This is a genomic window from Maribacter spongiae (assembly GCF_047345125.1).
Lineage (GTDB): Bacteria > Bacteroidota > Bacteroidia > Flavobacteriales > Flavobacteriaceae > Maribacter.
The window spans coordinates 290,817-307,749 of sequence record NZ_JBLFEQ010000004.1; the positions used below are offsets into that span (position 1 = coordinate 290,817).

A 16,933-nucleotide genomic window follows, 5' to 3' on the forward strand; every position below is an offset into this window, starting at 1 on the left:
TTTGTAACTTTAATCATAAATACGACGAAGAAATGAGCACAACAGAACTAGACAATACCAGGAAAGAGTTGGTAGGATGGATCCAGTCGCTTACAGACGGTTCAATTTTAGGATTGCTTAACTCTGTAAAATTGTCAAGTGAAGGTAAATCTTCTGCTTGGTGGGAAGAACTTACCGAAAGTGACAGGGTTAATATCCTAAGTGGAATCAGAGATTATGAGCAGGATGAGACATTAGACTCAAAGGATTTTTGGAACAGGCTTGCCAATGCATAAACCTGTTAAAGTTAAATGGACCAGAAAATCACTATCAAATGCAATTGGAATTAAAAAATATATCCTGACCAAATTTAGCAAAAAAGAGGTTCTTAAGTTTGAACAATCACTTAAAGAGTTTGAGATTACGATATCAAACTTTCCCACCCTATATCCGGAGTCCAAAGCTAAGAAAGCAATACGAAGAGCGGTCATCCATAAAAACACGGCGACTGTAATCGCTATGAAAGATAATAGGCAAAAGAAACCAAGTTAAGAATCAATTCTCTTCAGGTTCTTATTCTGAATCATTATTTCCCGACTATCCGGGGCAAGCCTTGATGAACTCTTTTAAATTGACCAGAATTTTATCAACTCTGATATTTAATTCTCTCGTATAATTTAACCAGGGACTGTAACAGCTCCACCGGTGTGGTCAAAATTTGATAATGGTTCTGTCCGAACATCTGTGGCAGGTAATATTTTGCCTGCGCCTCAATAGCCAGCGCATAGGAATTGATCTGGCGTTGGTTAAGCTCCCTTAAGGCCTGTTTTACATCATTGATTCCATATTTGCCTTCATATTTGTCATAATCATTGGGCTTACCGTCCGAAATTAAAATGACCCATTTATTCTTGGTGTCCCTTTCATCCAACAATGCGCCAGAGTGGCGCAGAGCGGCCCCAATACGGGTATAACCACTGGGTTCTACTCCACCTATTTTATGTTTGGCCTTGTTCCAATCTTCATCAAAACCCTTTAGTTTTAAGTAGGTGGTATAGTTCCGGGTTTTGGAATAGAAACAATTTATGGAGAAATCTACATTGAATTCATCCAATATCTCCCCAAAAATAATAGAAGCCTGTTTTTCAACATCTATAATCCTATTCCCGGCGGCGTAGCCATCACTGGACAAGCTAACATCCAATACTATTAAAATGGAAAGGTCTTTTTCTTTTTTACGTTTGCTCAGGTATATCTTTTCGGAAGGGGTATGCCCGGAGTGTACATCAACGTACAGATTTGTAATGGCATCCAGATCAAACTCCCCACCTTCCGCCTGTCTGCGTTGTTGTTGGTATTTGTTGTTGACCGAAGTCAGCATTTTTCGCAGCCCCATTAAGGTAGAAGCATTCTGTCTCAAGGTTTTTTTGTAATAATCGGTATTGGTCTTGACCTGTTCTCTTGGATAAACTTTACAATAATCCGGTCTGTAGGCTCGTTTGCTAAAATTCCATTCATCGTATGTTAAATGGAACTCCTCCGTATTTATCTCCTCACTTTCCGCTATGGTGGCATTCTCTATAAAATCCGCCTGATATACCGAGTGTACCGGGTCATCTACCCGAACGGCATGTTTCATATTCAGTTCTTCCAAGGCATTGGCATGGTCTTCCAAATCATCGTCCCCATCAAAATCGCGCCAACCTCCCTCCCACTCCTCTGCGGTTTCCGCTTTTTCAAAATTATGGGTGAGTACGTAATCTTCTTGCGCTTTTTTATCTATTTGTAGAGCGTTCAGCTCCTCAACGGCATTGGCTTTTAGAATGGTATTGATTTCGTTTTGGATGGCTTTTTTGGCCAATTCGGAAATATTTTTAAGCTTGTTCTTTTCAGGGGCAGAGGTATCATTACGCATCCATTTCCCATAAATAAACGAGTAGTCTACCGGTTTTTTTTCTGTAGATTTTCCAAAAAAAAGAGAAGTTAATTGATAATGGATATCCTTAGCGATAGGAAATTGATCAAAAACTTCTTTCAAAATGCTATCGGATGACTCCAGGGCCTTTTCCCTTGCCTGTTCTAACGTATATTCATCCCCCTTGACATAGTTAAATCCAAGGTTTTTTTGCACGGACAGGTAAAGGATCCTGAACAAGTAAAAGGAGTGGTTTTTATCGATATCGGTAAATTCGGAAAACCGGGAGGGAAGAAAAAAACTATCGTTCTTATAGCCCCCTTCACGTTCCGCTTCAAAAATTTCAATGGGCTTACCCGTTATGGCCCTCGCAAATATGGTAAGGTGCGGTTTTATGTCTGACAATTTTACGGTATGGGCTATAGCCTCCTGGGCATCTTGTCTTCGCCTTTTTAGGAATTTTACGAATTTGCCGAAGATATATTCATCCGGTTCAAACATGGCCTCTTGGTAAACAATGGTTCGTATTCCGTGAAATGATAGGGTCAATAGTAAAGAACATCTTTTTATATCATTAGATCGCAAAGATCTGCAAGGGCCTCGATAATCTCGGGATCGTCTGTCAAAGGTTCCACTACCGCTACCCGAACGGATAATCGTTTGGGCAAGCCTGAATGGATCAATTTTGCCGCATCTACCAAAAGACGTGTAGAAACGGTCTCCGTTAAACCAAGATCGGTCAGGTTCCGGATCTTATTGGCAATATTGACCAATTTCTTTGCCACGCCTTCATCTATTCCCGTTTCGGCAGCTAAAATAAGGGCCTCATCCTTTGGCTTTGGATAATTGAACGACAAGGCAATAAACCGTTGCCGGGTAGATGGTTTTAGTTCTTTAAACCCTTTCTGGTAACCGGGGTTGAAAGAGGCGATCAGCATAAAATCTTGATGTGCCTTAATGGTCTCTCCCAATTTATCAATATACAGCTCTTTGCGATGGTCCGTTAAAGAATGGATGGCAACGACAATATCCGGCCTAGCCTCGGCTATTTCATCTAAATATACAATAGCACCATGTTTTACGGCCTGGGTAAGGGGGCCATCTATCCAAACCGTTTCCGCTCCTTTAATAATGAAACGACCTATTAAATCGGTAGAAGAAGTTTCTTCATGACAGGCAATGGTAATCAATCTTTTCCCCAATTGATGGGCCATATAGTCCACAAATCTGGTTTTTCCGGTACCCGTAGGGCCTTTTAAAAGTATGGGCAATTTATTCTTGTAGGCATGTCTAAAAACCTCTATTTCTTTGGAAACAGGTTTATAAAAAGGGATGCCTTCTTTGTCCGGAATATTATTAAATGTCCTGGACGATGTATCCTCTAATATATTCATTCTTTTATCCTAATTTTTAATAGAGCCTGAAAAGGGCAGGTCTCACTCACCTTTGGTGTTTTGAATATCCTATCCTTTTCAGGCTCCGTATATTTTATGGTCATACTTCCGAAACTTCCATAGCCTCATCGGTAGGACGACCATGTTTTACAAAGTCTATAATATACATTATGATTCCGGTCGTAAATAACAGTGCACAAATAATCAATACTACAAAATGGATACTGATTTCGTTCTGCACGATCATAAAATCCATTTTAAGCTTGCGTTCCATATACACCTGAGCGACCCCGGCGACCCCAAAGGCTATGGTCATACCTATCATTCCAATATTGGATAACCAGAACGCCGCCCGTCCTGTTGTACCATCATAGAGCTTTCTCCCCGTCATGTTGGGCAGGGAATAACTTATAATGGCAAAAACGATCATGGCATAAGCTCCCCAAAAGGCCAAATGGCCATGCATGGCGGTAACCAAGGTACCATGGGTATATAAGTTGGTCTGGGGCAATGTATGCGCGAAACCTAACAATCCGGCCCCTACAAAAGAAAGTATGGCAGAACCTAAGGTCCAGAACAATGCCATTTTGTTCGGATGTTTTTTTTCTCCTTTTCGGTACATGTTCACGGCAAAAAGGGCCATTGCCAAAAAAGCCAAAGGTTCCATGGCGGAAAATATGCCCCCAACGATCAGCCAGATTTTATTGACACCTATATAATAGTAATGATGACCAGTACCCAATACCCCTGAAAGGAAGGTCAGGCCTACAATAACATAGAGCCATTTCTCGATCACTTCACGATCAACCCCTGTGAGTTTGATCAATAGGAAAGAGAGAATACCGCCCATGATCAATTCCCATACACCCTCTACCCATAAGTGGACCACCCACCAACGGAAAAAGGAATCCATCACCTGACTGTCAAATGGCAACATGCCCGGCAAGTAGAGCAATGCCGCAAACAACAGCCCCATGGAAAGTACGAGGGCAGTAGTGGTTTTCCGTTTCCCCTTAAAAAGGGTGATTAAAATCAATCCGAGAAACAACAGTACATTAACGACCACCAAAAAGTCAAGTTGTCTGGGGATTTCTAAGAACTTTCTACCTTCCCACCAATTAAAATGGTATCCGATTATGGCCGCAACGCCTACCAGTGCAAGGGAAATTAATTGTACATATGCCAGTTTTACATTGACCAGTTCCCGCTGGGCTTCTTCGGGGATAATATAATAGGCCGCTCCCATAAAACCGGACAAAAGCCAGACCACCAATAGATTGGTATGAACGGCCCTGGCCGTATTGAAAGGAATAAAATCATGCAGGCCATCCATCCCTATACGGGCAAAACCCATGATAAAGCCATATGTAAGCTGAAGAACCAATAGCAGCATGGATAAGGCAAAAAACCAATAGGCTACTTTTTGTGATTTATATTTCATAATAGTAATTTATAAAGTTGATTAGTTAGTTATTCCTTATCCGTTGCCAATGGATCCTCTCCTTTGGCCAAAGGGGATACGACACGGTCAAAACCATTAAGGTCTATGTCATCGATCCAATCAAAAAAGGCAATGACATCATCGGCTTCCTCTTCGGTGAAGCCATAGGCTACCATTTTTCTTCCGTTCGGTTCCCAGGGAATGGGGTTCATCAGTACCGCTTTTACATAACCGGGACCCCTACGATCCAAGACTTTCGTCAATTCCGGGGCGTAGTAACCCCCTTCTCCCAAAATGGTATGGCACCCCATACAATTGTTGGCTTCCCATATTTCTTTTCCTCTCACCACCTGCTCGGTAATGTTCCCATAATTGGACTGATCTTGTTCTTTACTGAACGAATAGATGGTCAATCCTATAAATACCAGGAAAGTGACCAACGTTCCCCCAAGAAAAAACGCACGTGCTTGTTTTTTTGATAGCATATTGGTTGTTGTTTAAATTAGTATAAAAAGATTTTTTTATCTTTCATTTGAAAATTAAATATGTTTCCTCCCTTAATCTATGATATCGGTCATAATTCCAAGATCATTTTTTAAAATTTTTCTTTAAAAATCCTTTCGTTTTGATTTGTATACCAGCCGCCAAATGGGAAAGACCGTCCACAAGACCAGCATAACCATCGAAGCCAAAAACCCTTGATCCGTTCCAAAAAACTGTTTGAAAACAGCCCCCGTATATCCTAACAATGCAGAAATGTCCAGTTTTAAAAGTATCAAGGTGCGTGACAGGTCTATAGGGTTCAACATGGTAGCTCCCAGAGAAAAACTATCCAATGGATATTCCTTAAAAACAATGAGCGACATCAAAAAAAGTCCGTCATAGATTACGGCCATGAACAACCACAACAATACGGCGTAGCCAAAACCTTTTATCTTATTTTCATTGGAAAGCGCAATATTGAAGGACAGGGCCGTGAAGATCAGGGTTAAAAATCCACCGGTCACCAGCAGCAACGAAAAGTTGAAAATGGCATCACTTTTAAAAAGTCCGTAAAGTACAAAGGGAATGCCCAGGCCCAATACCAAACTCATGGTCAGCGAACCGGCCACCCCCAAGTATTGTCCCAAAAAGATGGAAGAACGTTTTATAGGCTGTGCCAATAAGAGTTCCGTAAATTCTTTGGCATTGTAAAAATACATTACCCCAAAAATGGTACCGATAAGCGGTACGAGCACTATAATAATGTTCATTAGGGTAATGACGGCTTTGGAAACATCATTGTTCAGGAACAGGAGCACAAAACCCAGTATGAGGTAAAACAAGAAATAGATGTAGCTCCAACGGCTTCGTATCAGATCGTAAAAACTGTATTTTAATATTTTAAACATCGGTCGGTGAGGTTGCTATGGCCGCAATGGCATGTTCAAGATCGGTTTGTTGGGTCTTCTGCTGTAATGCCGCTATACTGCCATTAAAATATATTTCCCCTTCCAGTAGATATATAATGGTATCGGCCACCTCAGCTACAAAGTGCATGATATGGGATGTGATCAAAATGGTTTTCCCGTTATCTTTTTCCCGTTTTATCAATTGTTTTAAATGTATTAAAGAAGCCGGATCCAATCCTGTTGTAGGCTCATCCAATATAAGTAAGGGACTATCGAACATAAAGGTCAGTACAATGTTCACTTTTTGTTTTGTTCCCCCGGAGAGCGTGGCCAGTTTTTTATCCAAAAAAGGTTCTAATTTAAAGAGGGAAATCAATTTTTCTGCCTCACTGGGCACTTGGCGAAGGTCTTTGATCATTCGGATCAATTCCCTTACTTTCAAGTTTCCCGGAAAGTTGGCGATCTGTGGCAGATAGTCTATTTCTTGACGGTATTTCCAATTTCCCTTAATGGGCTTGTCCCCTACCATAATCCTACCCTCATCGGGTACGACCATTCCTAAAATGGTTTTGATCAATGTGGTCTTACCGGATCCATTAGGTCCCAATACGGCAAAAATCCCGCTTTTTTCTATACTTAAATCCAGACCGGAAAGCACCTTGTTCTTTCCAAACTTTTTATGGAGGTTCTCTATCTTGATCATCGTGTTTTTTTCATTAGCGGGTTCGCATCCAGAAGATTGTCCGGAGTAAATACGGGAGATACTTTTTCGGAAAAATCAATAATATCCATAAACAGGCTGCGTAACAATACAATGGTCTCGGGGGTTTTGTTTACGATATATGAAAAGAGTTTTACGGGTCTATACGGTACATCGCCCACACCGTTCCTATTTAGATCATACCCGGTGTAATCGCTCCAAAAATTTTGATCGAATACATTGTCGTTCAGTTTGCTGTTGTATGAAACATCAAAGGAGTTGTACAAAAAGTTATTCTTTGTAAACCTATTGGTATAGCAAGCACCTAAGATCTTTACGGCCCATCCGTTTTTAATAAAGTTATTGTTGGTGTACGTAATTCGATTGGACCCTTCTATATTGATACCTATGGTATTTTCCTCAAAGGTATTATCCATTATTTCGGCATCATTGATTTCTTTTAAGAGCATGCCAAAAGCTGCTGTTCCCCAATTTTTTTTAAACGTATTTCCAACCATTTTTATGCGTTTGGAGAACATTACGGCAACACCGGCCCCGTTGTTTTCAAAAGTATTATGGGAATAAACGTCGTCATTGGAAAACATAAAATGTAGCCCATAACGCAAATTATCGGTACTGATATTATCCTTGATATTGATATTGTCCGAAAACTCCAGATAAATCCCGTCCCGTACATGCTGTACAATGTTCTTTTCGACCACTATATCTTTTGAGTACCACAATTGAATACCGTTTCCGGAATTATATTCGTCTATGGCATCTCCAATGATTTTGTTATGATATACACGGCCTTTGCTCGATTTTTCCAAATAAATACCGAAAAACAACTTTTCCAAAACCACGTTCTGTATGAGAAATTTTTCACTTTTTACCACACGGATCGCTGCATGGTCCGTGGTGTAACTTGTACCCACGTTAACAATGAACAGGCCATCAATAGTAACATTATCGGATACGATCCTTATAATTTCACCCTGATCTTCTCCATCTATTACCGGGTAGTTTTCCCCCACCAGGACCAAGGGTTTATCAATAAGGATATTGAATTCTTTATATGTCCCCTTTTTTATTAATAGGGTGTCAAAATCAGAAGCCTTTGCCACTCCCTCTTTAATTGTTTTAATTTCACATTTTTGACAAATGGCAATAACCTTACTTTGCCCTGCAACACATTGCGAGAAATTGAAAACTAAAATAAGGGCAAAGGCTAATTTCATTGTTCTGTATCGTTTATAACAGTGTATATTTTAAGCTTCCGCTAAAATTAACGGTTTCGTTCATGAAGATACCGTTGTAATTTTGATAAAGCGGGGTACCCAGTTCTGTGCCAAGGACAAGTTTATTTTTTGCCAATAATATATTTATGCCAATTGCACCCCGCAACAGTTCCCCTCCATAATTATCGGGGTCGACGGTGGTTACCATCATTGGGTTCAATTCTGGATCGACACCGGTTATCCTACCTTCACTACTGCCACTAGTTCTTAGGGAAGCACTCACTTTTTGGGATAATGCATAAGCTCCCCAAATGTGCAGTTCATGTAGGTTTCCAAAACGGTAACCCTGACTATTCCCACCGGTCCTAAAAGTGTTTAACTGTTGGATTCCCCAGGAAAAATCCGCTATCGTTCCTTTTAATGTACCCCCGATGGTAATATCAAAAGTACCGGAACCCAATTGCATGGCATAGGGCAATTTGGCATTGGCCATCATGGGAGTTGCATCTCTGTTCTTAATATCTCCTACGGGTATATTGAGCTTGATATTTGTATGGAGGTTGATCTTTTCATTGGCCAGAAGGCCATACAACACTCCCATTTTTAAGTCGCCCAGACCATTGGAGGAGGTTGAAAAATCGCGTAACATGGGCATACCGTTCTCCATCATCATACGTGCCGTTAAATCCATATCTTTTTTTACCACATTTTGCATCAACATGAGTGTCAGCCTATCCGATGGCGCATACATTACTCCCAGCATATACATTTGCATGGTCATATCCTGTGGGGCGACCATAAAACGCCGGTATATGGTTTCATCCGTAATTTTGTCCCTGCCATCACGGTTGCCCTCCATACCCATATTCATGTAACGTACGGAAACCATCAATCCTCCTTTTGGGTGTAAATGATCGCCCATAATACCTGACGGTGCATAGGCATCCGGACGGTTGTGATGCTTATGGTGTACGCCACCAAAATTGGACGAAACGAACCTGGATTTAAGTACTGTCCACGTATAGACCTCGCCCCCGTTCTTTTTTGTTACGGCCAGTGCATCCGTTTTACTTTTGTATGCGGACAGATTGGCTCCCATTGGGCTGGGTACGGCCTTACTCTTTACATAATACGCATCTATGGCATCGATTAATTCTCCACTATGGTAATCGGTGATCAATATTTTTTTAAAATTGGCCTCTTCCTTTGTCTTTAAAAAATTAACCAAACATTCAATGGCATCAAACTGTACTATTTTTTCAGAATCCGATACGAGCTGTGCCTTAAAAGCCTGATCGTTTATATCCATTTTACACTGGCCGCACGAGAAAATCTGGCCATAGCTCAACTGTGTAAAAATTAGGCATAGGTATAGCACATACATTCTTTTTATACACTTCATGCCTGGTTATCTAATGATTAAAAACCTGGAATTTTCAATGGCCTCTACCCAGTGTTCTTCTTCCTGGGGAAAGCTAAAATGCTGTTGTTTTTTTAGATGAAAGGTTTCCCCATTGATATGAAAATCGATTGCCCCTTCCAATAGGATCAGTTGGGCATCCGTTGGGGAGGTATGCTCAGGGAATATGGCATCTTTCTCTAAACTGATACTCAAGACTTCTATGGCCCCTATTTTTTTAAATTTGTGTATTTTGAGTTGATCGTATTCCTGTGTATTGATCTGATCGTTTATTTCATACATAACATTCTTGTTTAAACAGATTTGAACAATGATTTCCTATTCCATAAATCGCCCTATAACATCCCATATCTTAATGCGATAGACTATAGCGTTGTTCCTTGAATATTTTTTGTTGGAAAAGTCACTTATGAACGTAACCGCTTTTTTCGTTTCGGCTTTCAGAATATTTTTGACCCCTTTGGTAAACCGGTTTAAAAAATACTTGCTATCAATACCTTGAAGCTCCTCGAACGTACCATGGATCAATACCGATTTCCATCTTTTTAAGGAATTGATTTCTTCTATCAACAGACAAACCGATCCGTTCTCGCGCATACTATCAATTTTATGGCCTTCGGTAGTAAAACCGATAATGCTATTCTCCTCGTCATCATAATAATAGGTTATGGGCACTATGAAGGGACTTTGACCGGAAATGAATCCCAGCCTACCGATATAGTTCTCTTTGGCAAGTTGAATACTTTCTTCTTTTGATAGGTATTGTGGCATAATAGGTTTCCTGTTAAATGTTTATTTGAATCTTTCCCGTAGTTCCTGCCATGTAAAAATTTCCCCTCCGTTTTTCATTTGGGCATTTTTTGCATCTTGTTCGGTAGCAAAAGCGGTCAAATATTCTCCCATAGGGCTTGGTATATTTTCACTGATAAGATATACGGCCTGCTCGCCATCTATAAATTCTCCGGGCATATTGTAATCATTGACCATGTAAAGGGCAACGGTTTCTATAGCTATTTCCTTTAGATGGTTTAACATACATTCCGTAGCATCAAAAGAATACGTCCTGCCTTTTTGGGTCATAAACTGGGCGGCATGTTGTTTGTCCACTATGGTCATGCTACAGAAATGACAGCCATCCGAACCATAAGCAACCGGTTTGGGGCTATGGGTACACCCCAAAAGGGAACACATAATAAAGAGCAACACAAATGAAATCTTTTTCATAGGGTATTGGTTTAATTGATTTTAGGTTTCTGGGACTTGTTATTTTTCCATCCCATAAAATAGGCCGCCACGGTCAACATCATCCCTATAAACATCATCCATGCACCTGTAGACGGTAGGGAGGTAACATCAAAATTCAACATTTTGGCATGACCGAACAAAGGCGGTTTATAGGTCATGGGCGTTCCGTCCGGATTGGCCAGTTTCATAATGGCATTGGGATCTAAATTGGTGCCATAATCCACCATCCAGGCATTAAAATCATACATTCCCAGGATTCCCAGAACACTCATCAGTACAAACCAGCCCATGTACCATTTGTAACTTATTTTTTTAAAAAAACCGAGCATCCCAATTAGTACCCCCAAGGCAATCATTCCGCCTATGATCAGGGGAAAGGTGCTAAACTCCCACATTTCCTCAGGCTTTGGCAGTTTGCGCATACCAATGTAGTGGTTAAGGCCGTCTATGTTCTGAATGTCGAATTCGCTGGCTCCCCTAATCCCATTAATATGGATGTTCATTCCCAAAGGTTCCGGATATTGCGGAGCGCCCAACATTATGTTCCATAACGGGAAGAAGAACAGCCCCAACAAGAACAATGGCCCTAATATCATTAAGATACTTGCTTTTTTCATGCGTTTATTTTTAGTGCTTTTCAATGACCATAATCTATCTATCCCCCAGATATTTTGAGCGGGCTTGACAACTTTATATAGTTACGGTGTCGTATTTAAGGATTATCCGATCATACCGATCTCATCTTCCAGTGCCTTTCAATGGCATCGACACTGTTCAGGTTTCCTAAAAAAAGTGGGCCGGCACAGGGCACAGCCCGCTTTTATCTGAAAAAAACAATCGCTAAAAATTTATTCGCCCAAGGTATAGGTAAGTGGTACATTGGATCCTGCAGGGGAAACCCTCACATAACCTTGCATTTCCTGATGCAATGCCGAACAGAAATCCGTACAATAAAATGGCCATACCCCCGGTTTCTTAGGCTCCCAAAGTGATGTTTTGGTCTGTCCGGGCATAATCAGCAGCTCCGAAGTATTTTGGCCTATCATGGCAAATCCGTGAGGTACATCAAAATCCTGTTCATGATTGGTAATATGGAAATACACCTTATCTCCCACTTTTATACCCTCAATATTATCCGGTGTAAAGTGGCTTCTGATGGTCGACATATATATATGGACTTCATTACCTTCACGTACTACTTTGGCTTGATCCGGACTCAGCACGGCATATTTATGTTTGTTCTCCGTTAAACGGTAGATCTTCTTTGATTTTGGTGCCAACAGATCGGCCGGACAACCAGCGGCATAATGTGGTTCGCCATGGGTCGGGAAATCATAGATCAACTCCATCTTGTCACCGGAAATATCATAGATCTGGGCAGAATGCTCCATTTCGGGACCTGTGGGCAGATACCTGTCTTTGGTAATCTTGTTCAGGGCCACTACATATTTCCCAAAGGGTTTGGCAGAGTTGCCCCCTGGAATCATCAAATGACCAACCGAATAAAATGTAGGTTTTCTATCCAACACTTCCCATGTATCCAATTTCCATTTTACGACCTCGGAAGAAATGAAAAAGGTCGTATAGGCATTTCCCTTTCCATCAAATTCAGTATGCAGCGGGCCCAATCCACCACTTTTTACAACACCTCCCAATACATCTTCAAATTTTAATATCGGAATGCCATAGGCTTCTCCATCAAACTTTTTAGCTTCGATTGCAGCTAACATATTGTCAAAGGAATGTATGGTCAAATCGGCGGACAACTTACCATTACCTATGATGTATTGGCCACTGGGATCTACATCGACACCATGTGGTGATTTTGGCGTAGGCATAAAGAAAACAGCTCCAGGTACATCCAATGGATCTACTGTCAACACTTCTTTTTTCATGGTAGAGGTCCCGGTATGGGTATGCTCATCATATACATTATGGGCATATTCGGCAGCCATTTTTGTACCGCCCCCATTTTTCACATACTCCTCAATTTTTTTCCAGTTTACGGCAGCGATAAAATCCTTATCGTTCTGGGAAGAGTTCACCTCCATTAATGTATTGGCCTCTTCGGTATTATACGTTGTAAAGAAGAACCATCCATGGGATTTTCCACGCCCCGGGTGCGCAAGGTCGTAATTGAAACCGGGCATCATCAATTGAAACTCCAAATTTAAACGGCCACTATCGGGAGCCACGCTAATAAAGGAAAGTGAGCCTTTAAAATTGCCCTTGTAATCCTTAATGGGCATATCGCGCTGTGGAATAGGAACCGAAAAACGGGTTCCGGCCACCACATATTCTGTATTTTCAGTAACGAAAGAAGAACTATGGTTACCTGCACTATTGGGCAATTCAATAATTTCTTCGGTCTCAAAAGTACTTAAACTTATACGGGCAATACGGGGTGTATTGTTCGCATTGATAAAAATCCATCTGCCATCCAATTCACCATTGGTCTGGGAAATATCGGGATGGTGGGCATCATCCCAGGGGACAAACCCAAAAGAGGTATTCAACATAGGCTTTGTTTCTTCGGAATATCCAAATCCCGAGGTCGGAAATTGTGAAAACACCGGGATTTCCTTGAACATTCTACCTGAAGGCAGGCCATAAACGGTTATATTACCACTATAGCCCCCCGACATAAAGGCGTAAAACTCGTCATGCTCCCCAGGTGGTACATAAGCCTTTTCAGCGGCACTGGAAGATAAGGCACCACTGGAAGATTTACCATCCCCCTGATTACCGCAACTGCCCAAGAGCGCACCAAGGCCGATAAACATTAATACGTAAAAACTATACTTTTTCATTTGTTCTGTTTTAATTGGTTATTTTGATTATTCGGATGGTGGCAAGATTACCTTGTCCACAACATGTATAATTCCGTTCCCGGCAGAAATGCTTGCCATAATTTTGGCACCGCCTATAAATACATCATCACCTTTAGTTTCAACTATTGTGTTCTGATCATTGGCCTGGCCCAATTTTTTAAACTTCTTTAAAAAATCCTTGGAGTATTTACCAGGGGTAACGTGGTGTTTTAGAATATTTGCCAAGGCATCCTTGTTTTCGGGTTTCAGTAAATCTTCGACCGTTCCCGGAGGTAATGCCTCAAAAGCGGCATTGGTAGGAGCAAAGACCATTAATGGGCCTGCATTGACCAAGGCGTTTTCCAATTCTGCCGCCTGTACCGCTGCCACTAAAGTGGTATGGTCCGGAGAGCCAATGGCGATCTGAAGTATATTGGGTGTTGACCCATCATCTTTTATAAAGGCCTGACCTTTCTTTTCCGTGTCCGCTGTCTTAGAAGTCGTAGCGGTAGCCGTCGTATTCTCGGTTTTGGTTCCATTTTTACAACTGCCGATCAAGAACAGTAACACAAAGGAACCCAATAGTAACTTCAATCTGTTTGTTTTCATAGTGTCATGTATTAATTATTTTTAAATGATGTTCACAGGGTTCGCCCTAACAATCTAAGCAAGTATCCAAAAATTGCTATGCCCTATGCCAACTATTCATAGGGTTCTAAAATATTCCAAAATTGATCGGGTCTCTTCTACCGTAAGATTTTGGTTGGCCATTGCGGCACCATTAAATTCTATCAATAAATCCTTGGCACAACGGTCCTGCTCCGTCATCAACTTTGGATCCAAGATCATGTTCATGATCCATTCCGGGCTTCTTCTTTTCATAATACCCTTTGGGGAAGGTCCAATAAATCTTTTGTCCAGTTTATGGCAGGCTGTACAATTGGTCTTATAAAGTGCCTCCCCGGCAGCGGCCATCTCGGTATCAATTTCCGGATCTAATGTGATGGACGTTATCTGACCCACCCCTTTATTATCCAAGGTGATACGTTCAGAGGCCGGAACTTCATCGGTTGTAGGAGCAACTTCGGATTTTTCGGTCGTTTTGGCACGATTCACGCTAAACCCTTCCTCTTTCTTTTTTTCCTTTCCTCCACAGCCTATTAAAAACACGGAAAAAATGATTGCTAAACTTCTAATTACTATTTTCATTATATGTTGGTTTACATGTTTATTGATCAAAAATATAATCGCTACAAGTCTTATAATATGATATTTATCATATTTAGGATAAAAAAATCTTTTTAATATTATATTTGGATTTTTAAAATGAAAAAATGTTCTCAAATTCTGCAAAATATGCCCTGAAAGCTATTCTTTATCTGGCATTACATTCCAACGAGGAAAAAAGATTAATGGTCAAGGATATTCATGGGCCCATAAACGTTCCCAAGACCTATTTGGCAAAACTTTTACAAGAACTCGCCAGGCACGGTATCGTTTCTTCCATCAAGGGGCCAAAAGGCGGTTTTTATATCAGTAAAAAGAATAAGTTGCAGCCCGTATCGAGGATCATTGACATTATCGATGGCAAGAAGCGCTTGGAATCCTGTTTGTTGAGTCTGGAAGATTGCGACCAAGAAAAACCATGCCCGTTGCACCAATTATTCGTGCCCGCACGGTCAAAACTGATCAATGGCCTGGAAAATAAGACAATAGAAGATCTATCCCATGAATTAAGGGATAAAAAGGCATTTTTGCCTATTTAGTATTCATGGACAAATAGTGCTTACTTCCATCTAACCTATATAATGAAATCGTTTATACTCTTTCAATGTAATGAGAAAGGAAAATGAACTTTTAGAAAACCAATGCAAGAAACAGACTTGGCTTTTGATCAAAATATAACAAATACAGCTTTATTTATTTTAATAGCGCAGCTACTTAGTCTAATGGAAAAACGTAAATTGGCCCTTCGTTTATTTCCATAGGAAAACTGTAAAAATGAAAAAGAAAAGTACAAGAAGGTCGTTTTTAAAAAAAGCTACGCTTACCTCGGCCGCCCTTACTACGGCACCAATGATTATGGGAGCTTCTTTTGAGGAAAAAATAATTTTATCCCGTACCTATACCCCCAAAAACTATTTGGCCAATGACCATATCAACCTGGCCCTTATCGGTTCTGGTATCCAGGGAATTTATGATACGCAAACAGCATTACGTGTAGACGGTGTAAAACTGGTAGCGGTCTGCGATCTTTATGAGGGCAGACTAGATCGCGCCATGGAATTATGGGGAACATCTTTATATACAACCAGGGACTATCGTAAAATCCTGGAACGAAAAGATATAGATGCCGTAATCGTGGCCACTCCCGATCATTGGCATCAAAAAATCACCATAGATGCCCTAAAGGCCGGAAAGCATGTCTATTGTGAAAAACCGATGGTCCAAAAGTTCGGAGAAGGCCAGGCTATTATTAAAGCCCAGAAGAAAAGTGGAAAAATATGTCAGGTCGGGAGCCAGGGAATGTCCTCCCTGGGCAATGAAAAAGCGAAACAACTCTATGAAGAAGGGGCCATTGGAGATATTGTGATGTTAGATATGTACAACGATCGGTATTCGGCCCAAGGCGCATGGCAATATCCCATTCCACCGGATGCCAATCCCAATACCATAGATTTTGATGAATTTTTGGGCAACGCCCCTAAAGTTCCTTATGAACTAAACCGTTTTTTCCGGTGGAGAAACTATCAGGATTATGGTACCGGAGTGGCCGGGGACCTTTTCGTACATGCCTTTTCTACCCTTAACCATATCTTAAGTTCCCATGGTCCCAACCGGGCTTTATCTACCGGAGGGTTGCGCTATTGGAAAGATGGGCGTGATGTTCCCGATGTCACCATGACCTTGTACGACTATCCGAAGACAGATACACATGCCGCTTTTAATGCAGCGTTCCGAATAAATTTCATTGCCGGGAACGGTGGTGGCGGTGGCTTTAAATTGATCGGAACCGAGGGAGAAATGGAAGTAGGCCAAAACCGGGTCAAATTAAAACGTTCTAAATTGGGCAGGCTTCCGAGTGCCTATGCCATGGTTGCATATACCGAGGCTACACAGGAAAAAATCAATGCTATATATAAAGAACAAAATTTGGAACCACGGGCATCCAATTTGAATACGGGCATAACCACATGGGAAGCCCCTAACGATTATAAAGGTGGCCATTATGATCATTTCTATAATTTCTTTACCGCTATCAGGGAAAATAAAAAAGTGATCCAAGACCCAACATTTGGATTAAGGGCATCGGGAGCGGCCTTATTGGCCAACGAGAGTTATTTTACGGAAAAACCGGCCCTATGGAATCCAAAGACCATGAAATTGATCCAATCATAAA

Annotated in this window: 19 protein-coding genes; 4 read left to right on the forward strand and 15 right to left on the reverse strand. The window is 41.1% G+C overall.

The genetic code is table 11. From position 1 onward, the window contains the following. Positions 1–32: 32 nt before the first annotated feature. Together ACKWB9_RS07870 and ACKWB9_RS07875 are read left to right on the forward strand one after the other, a co-directional pair. Positions 33–275, forward strand: a complete 243-nt coding sequence (locus tag ACKWB9_RS07870; RefSeq protein ID WP_414002463.1) for a hypothetical protein — start codon at positions 33–35, stop codon at positions 273–275. Further along, positions 268–531, forward strand: a complete 264-nt coding sequence (locus ACKWB9_RS07875) for a hypothetical protein (RefSeq protein ID WP_414002464.1) — start codon at positions 268–270, stop codon at positions 529–531. The genes ACKWB9_RS07870 and ACKWB9_RS07875 overlap by 8 nt, the downstream gene beginning before the upstream one ends. A gap of 94 nt (positions 532–625) precedes the next feature. On the opposite strand, the gene ACKWB9_RS07880 is transcribed toward ACKWB9_RS07875, so the two are convergent. The 15 genes from ACKWB9_RS07880 to ACKWB9_RS07950 all read right to left on the reverse strand — a co-directional run bounded on the left by ACKWB9_RS07880 (position 626) and on the right by ACKWB9_RS07950 (position 14,742). After that, positions 626–2,443, reverse strand: coding sequence for a nitric oxide reductase activation protein NorD (locus tag ACKWB9_RS07880; protein ID WP_414002465.1), 1,818 nt, complete (start codon positions 2,441–2,443; stop codon positions 626–628). Between the two features lie 17 nt (positions 2,444–2,460). Beyond that, on the reverse strand, positions 2,461–3,288 hold the full coding sequence (locus ACKWB9_RS07885) for a CbbQ/NirQ/NorQ/GpvN family protein (protein WP_414002466.1): 828 nt from the start codon (positions 3,286–3,288) through the stop codon (positions 2,461–2,463). A gap of 100 nt (positions 3,289–3,388) precedes the next feature. Then, entirely contained in the window at positions 3,389–4,729 is a 1,341-nt protein-coding gene (locus tag ACKWB9_RS07890; RefSeq protein ID WP_414002467.1) for a cbb3-type cytochrome c oxidase subunit I, read from the reverse strand. Positions 4,730–4,758: 29 nt separating this feature from the next. Beyond that, entirely contained in the window at positions 4,759–5,214 is a 456-nt protein-coding gene (locus tag ACKWB9_RS07895; protein WP_414002468.1) for a c-type cytochrome, read from the reverse strand. Positions 5,215–5,337: 123 nt separating this feature from the next. Further along, the gene (locus ACKWB9_RS07900; protein ID WP_414002469.1) at positions 5,338–6,120 is read right to left on the reverse strand and encodes an ABC transporter permease; all 783 of its coding nucleotides are present in this window, start codon (positions 6,118–6,120) and stop codon (positions 5,338–5,340) included. Beyond that, on the reverse strand, positions 6,113–6,823 hold the full coding sequence (locus ACKWB9_RS07905; RefSeq protein ID WP_414002470.1) for an ABC transporter ATP-binding protein: 711 nt from the start codon (positions 6,821–6,823) through the stop codon (positions 6,113–6,115). Before ACKWB9_RS07905 ends, ACKWB9_RS07900 begins: the two co-directional genes overlap by 8 nt. Further along, positions 6,820–8,058, reverse strand: coding sequence for a nitrous oxide reductase family maturation protein NosD (locus tag ACKWB9_RS07910; RefSeq protein WP_414002471.1), 1,239 nt, complete (start codon positions 8,056–8,058; stop codon positions 6,820–6,822). Before ACKWB9_RS07910 ends, ACKWB9_RS07905 begins: the two co-directional genes overlap by 4 nt. Before the next feature lie 13 nt (positions 8,059–8,071). Further along, a complete protein-coding gene (locus tag ACKWB9_RS07915) occupies positions 8,072–9,460 on the reverse strand; it encodes a nitrous oxide reductase accessory protein NosL (RefSeq protein ID WP_414002472.1) in 1,389 nt (462 codons plus the stop codon). A gap of 6 nt (positions 9,461–9,466) precedes the next feature. Continuing rightward, positions 9,467–9,760, reverse strand: coding sequence for a cupin domain-containing protein (locus ACKWB9_RS07920; RefSeq protein WP_414002473.1), 294 nt, complete (start codon positions 9,758–9,760; stop codon positions 9,467–9,469). Between the two features lie 36 nt (positions 9,761–9,796). Next, positions 9,797–10,249, reverse strand: a complete 453-nt coding sequence (locus tag ACKWB9_RS07925; RefSeq protein WP_414002474.1) for a pyridoxamine 5'-phosphate oxidase family protein — start codon at positions 10,247–10,249, stop codon at positions 9,797–9,799. 21 nt (positions 10,250–10,270) lie between these two features. After that, on the reverse strand, positions 10,271–10,702 hold the full coding sequence (locus ACKWB9_RS07930; RefSeq protein ID WP_414002475.1) for a nitrous oxide reductase accessory protein NosL: 432 nt from the start codon (positions 10,700–10,702) through the stop codon (positions 10,271–10,273). An 11-nt stretch (positions 10,703–10,713) separates the two neighbouring features. Then, positions 10,714–11,340 (reverse strand): hypothetical protein, encoded by a 627-nt coding sequence (locus ACKWB9_RS07935; RefSeq protein WP_414002476.1) that lies wholly within the window; start codon positions 11,338–11,340, stop codon positions 10,714–10,716. Between the two features lie 231 nt (positions 11,341–11,571). Continuing rightward, the gene (nosZ, locus tag ACKWB9_RS07940) at positions 11,572–13,533 is read right to left on the reverse strand and encodes a Sec-dependent nitrous-oxide reductase (RefSeq protein ID WP_414002477.1); all 1,962 of its coding nucleotides are present in this window, start codon (positions 13,531–13,533) and stop codon (positions 11,572–11,574) included. Between the two features lie 27 nt (positions 13,534–13,560). Further along, complete coding sequence (locus ACKWB9_RS07945; RefSeq protein WP_414002478.1) at positions 13,561–14,142, reverse strand: fasciclin domain-containing protein; 582 nt, start codon at positions 14,140–14,142, stop codon at positions 13,561–13,563. Between the two features lie 96 nt (positions 14,143–14,238). Continuing rightward, a complete protein-coding gene (locus tag ACKWB9_RS07950; RefSeq protein ID WP_414002479.1) occupies positions 14,239–14,742 on the reverse strand; it encodes a c-type cytochrome in 504 nt (167 codons plus the stop codon). A gap of 125 nt (positions 14,743–14,867) precedes the next feature. On the opposite strand from ACKWB9_RS07950, the gene ACKWB9_RS07955 reads away from it, so the two are divergent. Together ACKWB9_RS07955 and ACKWB9_RS07960 are read left to right on the forward strand one after the other, a co-directional pair. Next, positions 14,868–15,299 (forward strand): RrF2 family transcriptional regulator, encoded by a 432-nt coding sequence (locus tag ACKWB9_RS07955; protein ID WP_414002480.1) that lies wholly within the window; start codon positions 14,868–14,870, stop codon positions 15,297–15,299. Between the two features lie 235 nt (positions 15,300–15,534). Beyond that, the gene (locus ACKWB9_RS07960; protein ID WP_414002481.1) at positions 15,535–16,932 is read left to right on the forward strand and encodes a Gfo/Idh/MocA family protein; all 1,398 of its coding nucleotides are present in this window, start codon (positions 15,535–15,537) and stop codon (positions 16,930–16,932) included. The last annotated feature ends 1 nt before the right edge of the window (position 16,933 follow it).

Excerpts from the sequence above, each read along its gene's own strand:
- ACKWB9_RS07870 (WP_414002463.1), top strand. The coding sequence starts at position 33 with ATGAGCACAACAGAACTAGACAATACCAGGAAAGAGTTGGTAGGATGG.
- ACKWB9_RS07875 (WP_414002464.1), top strand. The coding sequence starts at position 268 with ATGCATAAACCTGTTAAAGTTAAATGGACCAGAAAATCACTATCAAAT.
- ACKWB9_RS07885 (WP_414002466.1), bottom strand. The coding sequence starts at position 3,288 with ATGAATATATTAGAGGATACATCGTCCAGGACATTTAATAATATTCCG.
- ACKWB9_RS07890 (WP_414002467.1), bottom strand. The coding sequence starts at position 4,729 with ATGAAATATAAATCACAAAAAGTAGCCTATTGGTTTTTTGCCTTATCC.
- ACKWB9_RS07895 (WP_414002468.1), bottom strand. The coding sequence starts at position 5,214 with ATGCTATCAAAAAAACAAGCACGTGCGTTTTTTCTTGGGGGAACGTTG.
- ACKWB9_RS07900 (WP_414002469.1), bottom strand. The coding sequence starts at position 6,120 with ATGTTTAAAATATTAAAATACAGTTTTTACGATCTGATACGAAGCCGT.
- ACKWB9_RS07905 (WP_414002470.1), bottom strand. The coding sequence starts at position 6,823 with ATGATCAAGATAGAGAACCTCCATAAAAAGTTTGGAAAGAACAAGGTG.
- ACKWB9_RS07910 (WP_414002471.1), bottom strand. The coding sequence starts at position 8,058 with ATGAAATTAGCCTTTGCCCTTATTTTAGTTTTCAATTTCTCGCAATGT.
- ACKWB9_RS07915 (WP_414002472.1), bottom strand. The coding sequence starts at position 9,460 with ATGAAGTGTATAAAAAGAATGTATGTGCTATACCTATGCCTAATTTTT.
- ACKWB9_RS07920 (WP_414002473.1), bottom strand. The coding sequence starts at position 9,760 with ATGTATGAAATAAACGATCAGATCAATACACAGGAATACGATCAACTC.
- ACKWB9_RS07925 (WP_414002474.1), bottom strand. The coding sequence starts at position 10,249 with ATGCCACAATACCTATCAAAAGAAGAAAGTATTCAACTTGCCAAAGAG.
- ACKWB9_RS07930 (WP_414002475.1), bottom strand. The coding sequence starts at position 10,702 with ATGAAAAAGATTTCATTTGTGTTGCTCTTTATTATGTGTTCCCTTTTG.
- ACKWB9_RS07935 (WP_414002476.1), bottom strand. The coding sequence starts at position 11,340 with ATGAAAAAAGCAAGTATCTTAATGATATTAGGGCCATTGTTCTTGTTG.
- nosZ (WP_414002477.1), bottom strand. The coding sequence starts at position 13,533 with ATGAAAAAGTATAGTTTTTACGTATTAATGTTTATCGGCCTTGGTGCG.
- ACKWB9_RS07945 (WP_414002478.1), bottom strand. The coding sequence starts at position 14,142 with ATGAAAACAAACAGATTGAAGTTACTATTGGGTTCCTTTGTGTTACTG.
- ACKWB9_RS07950 (WP_414002479.1), bottom strand. The coding sequence starts at position 14,742 with ATGAAAATAGTAATTAGAAGTTTAGCAATCATTTTTTCCGTGTTTTTA.
- ACKWB9_RS07955 (WP_414002480.1), top strand. The coding sequence starts at position 14,868 with ATGTTCTCAAATTCTGCAAAATATGCCCTGAAAGCTATTCTTTATCTG.
- ACKWB9_RS07960 (WP_414002481.1), top strand. The coding sequence starts at position 15,535 with ATGAAAAAGAAAAGTACAAGAAGGTCGTTTTTAAAAAAAGCTACGCTT.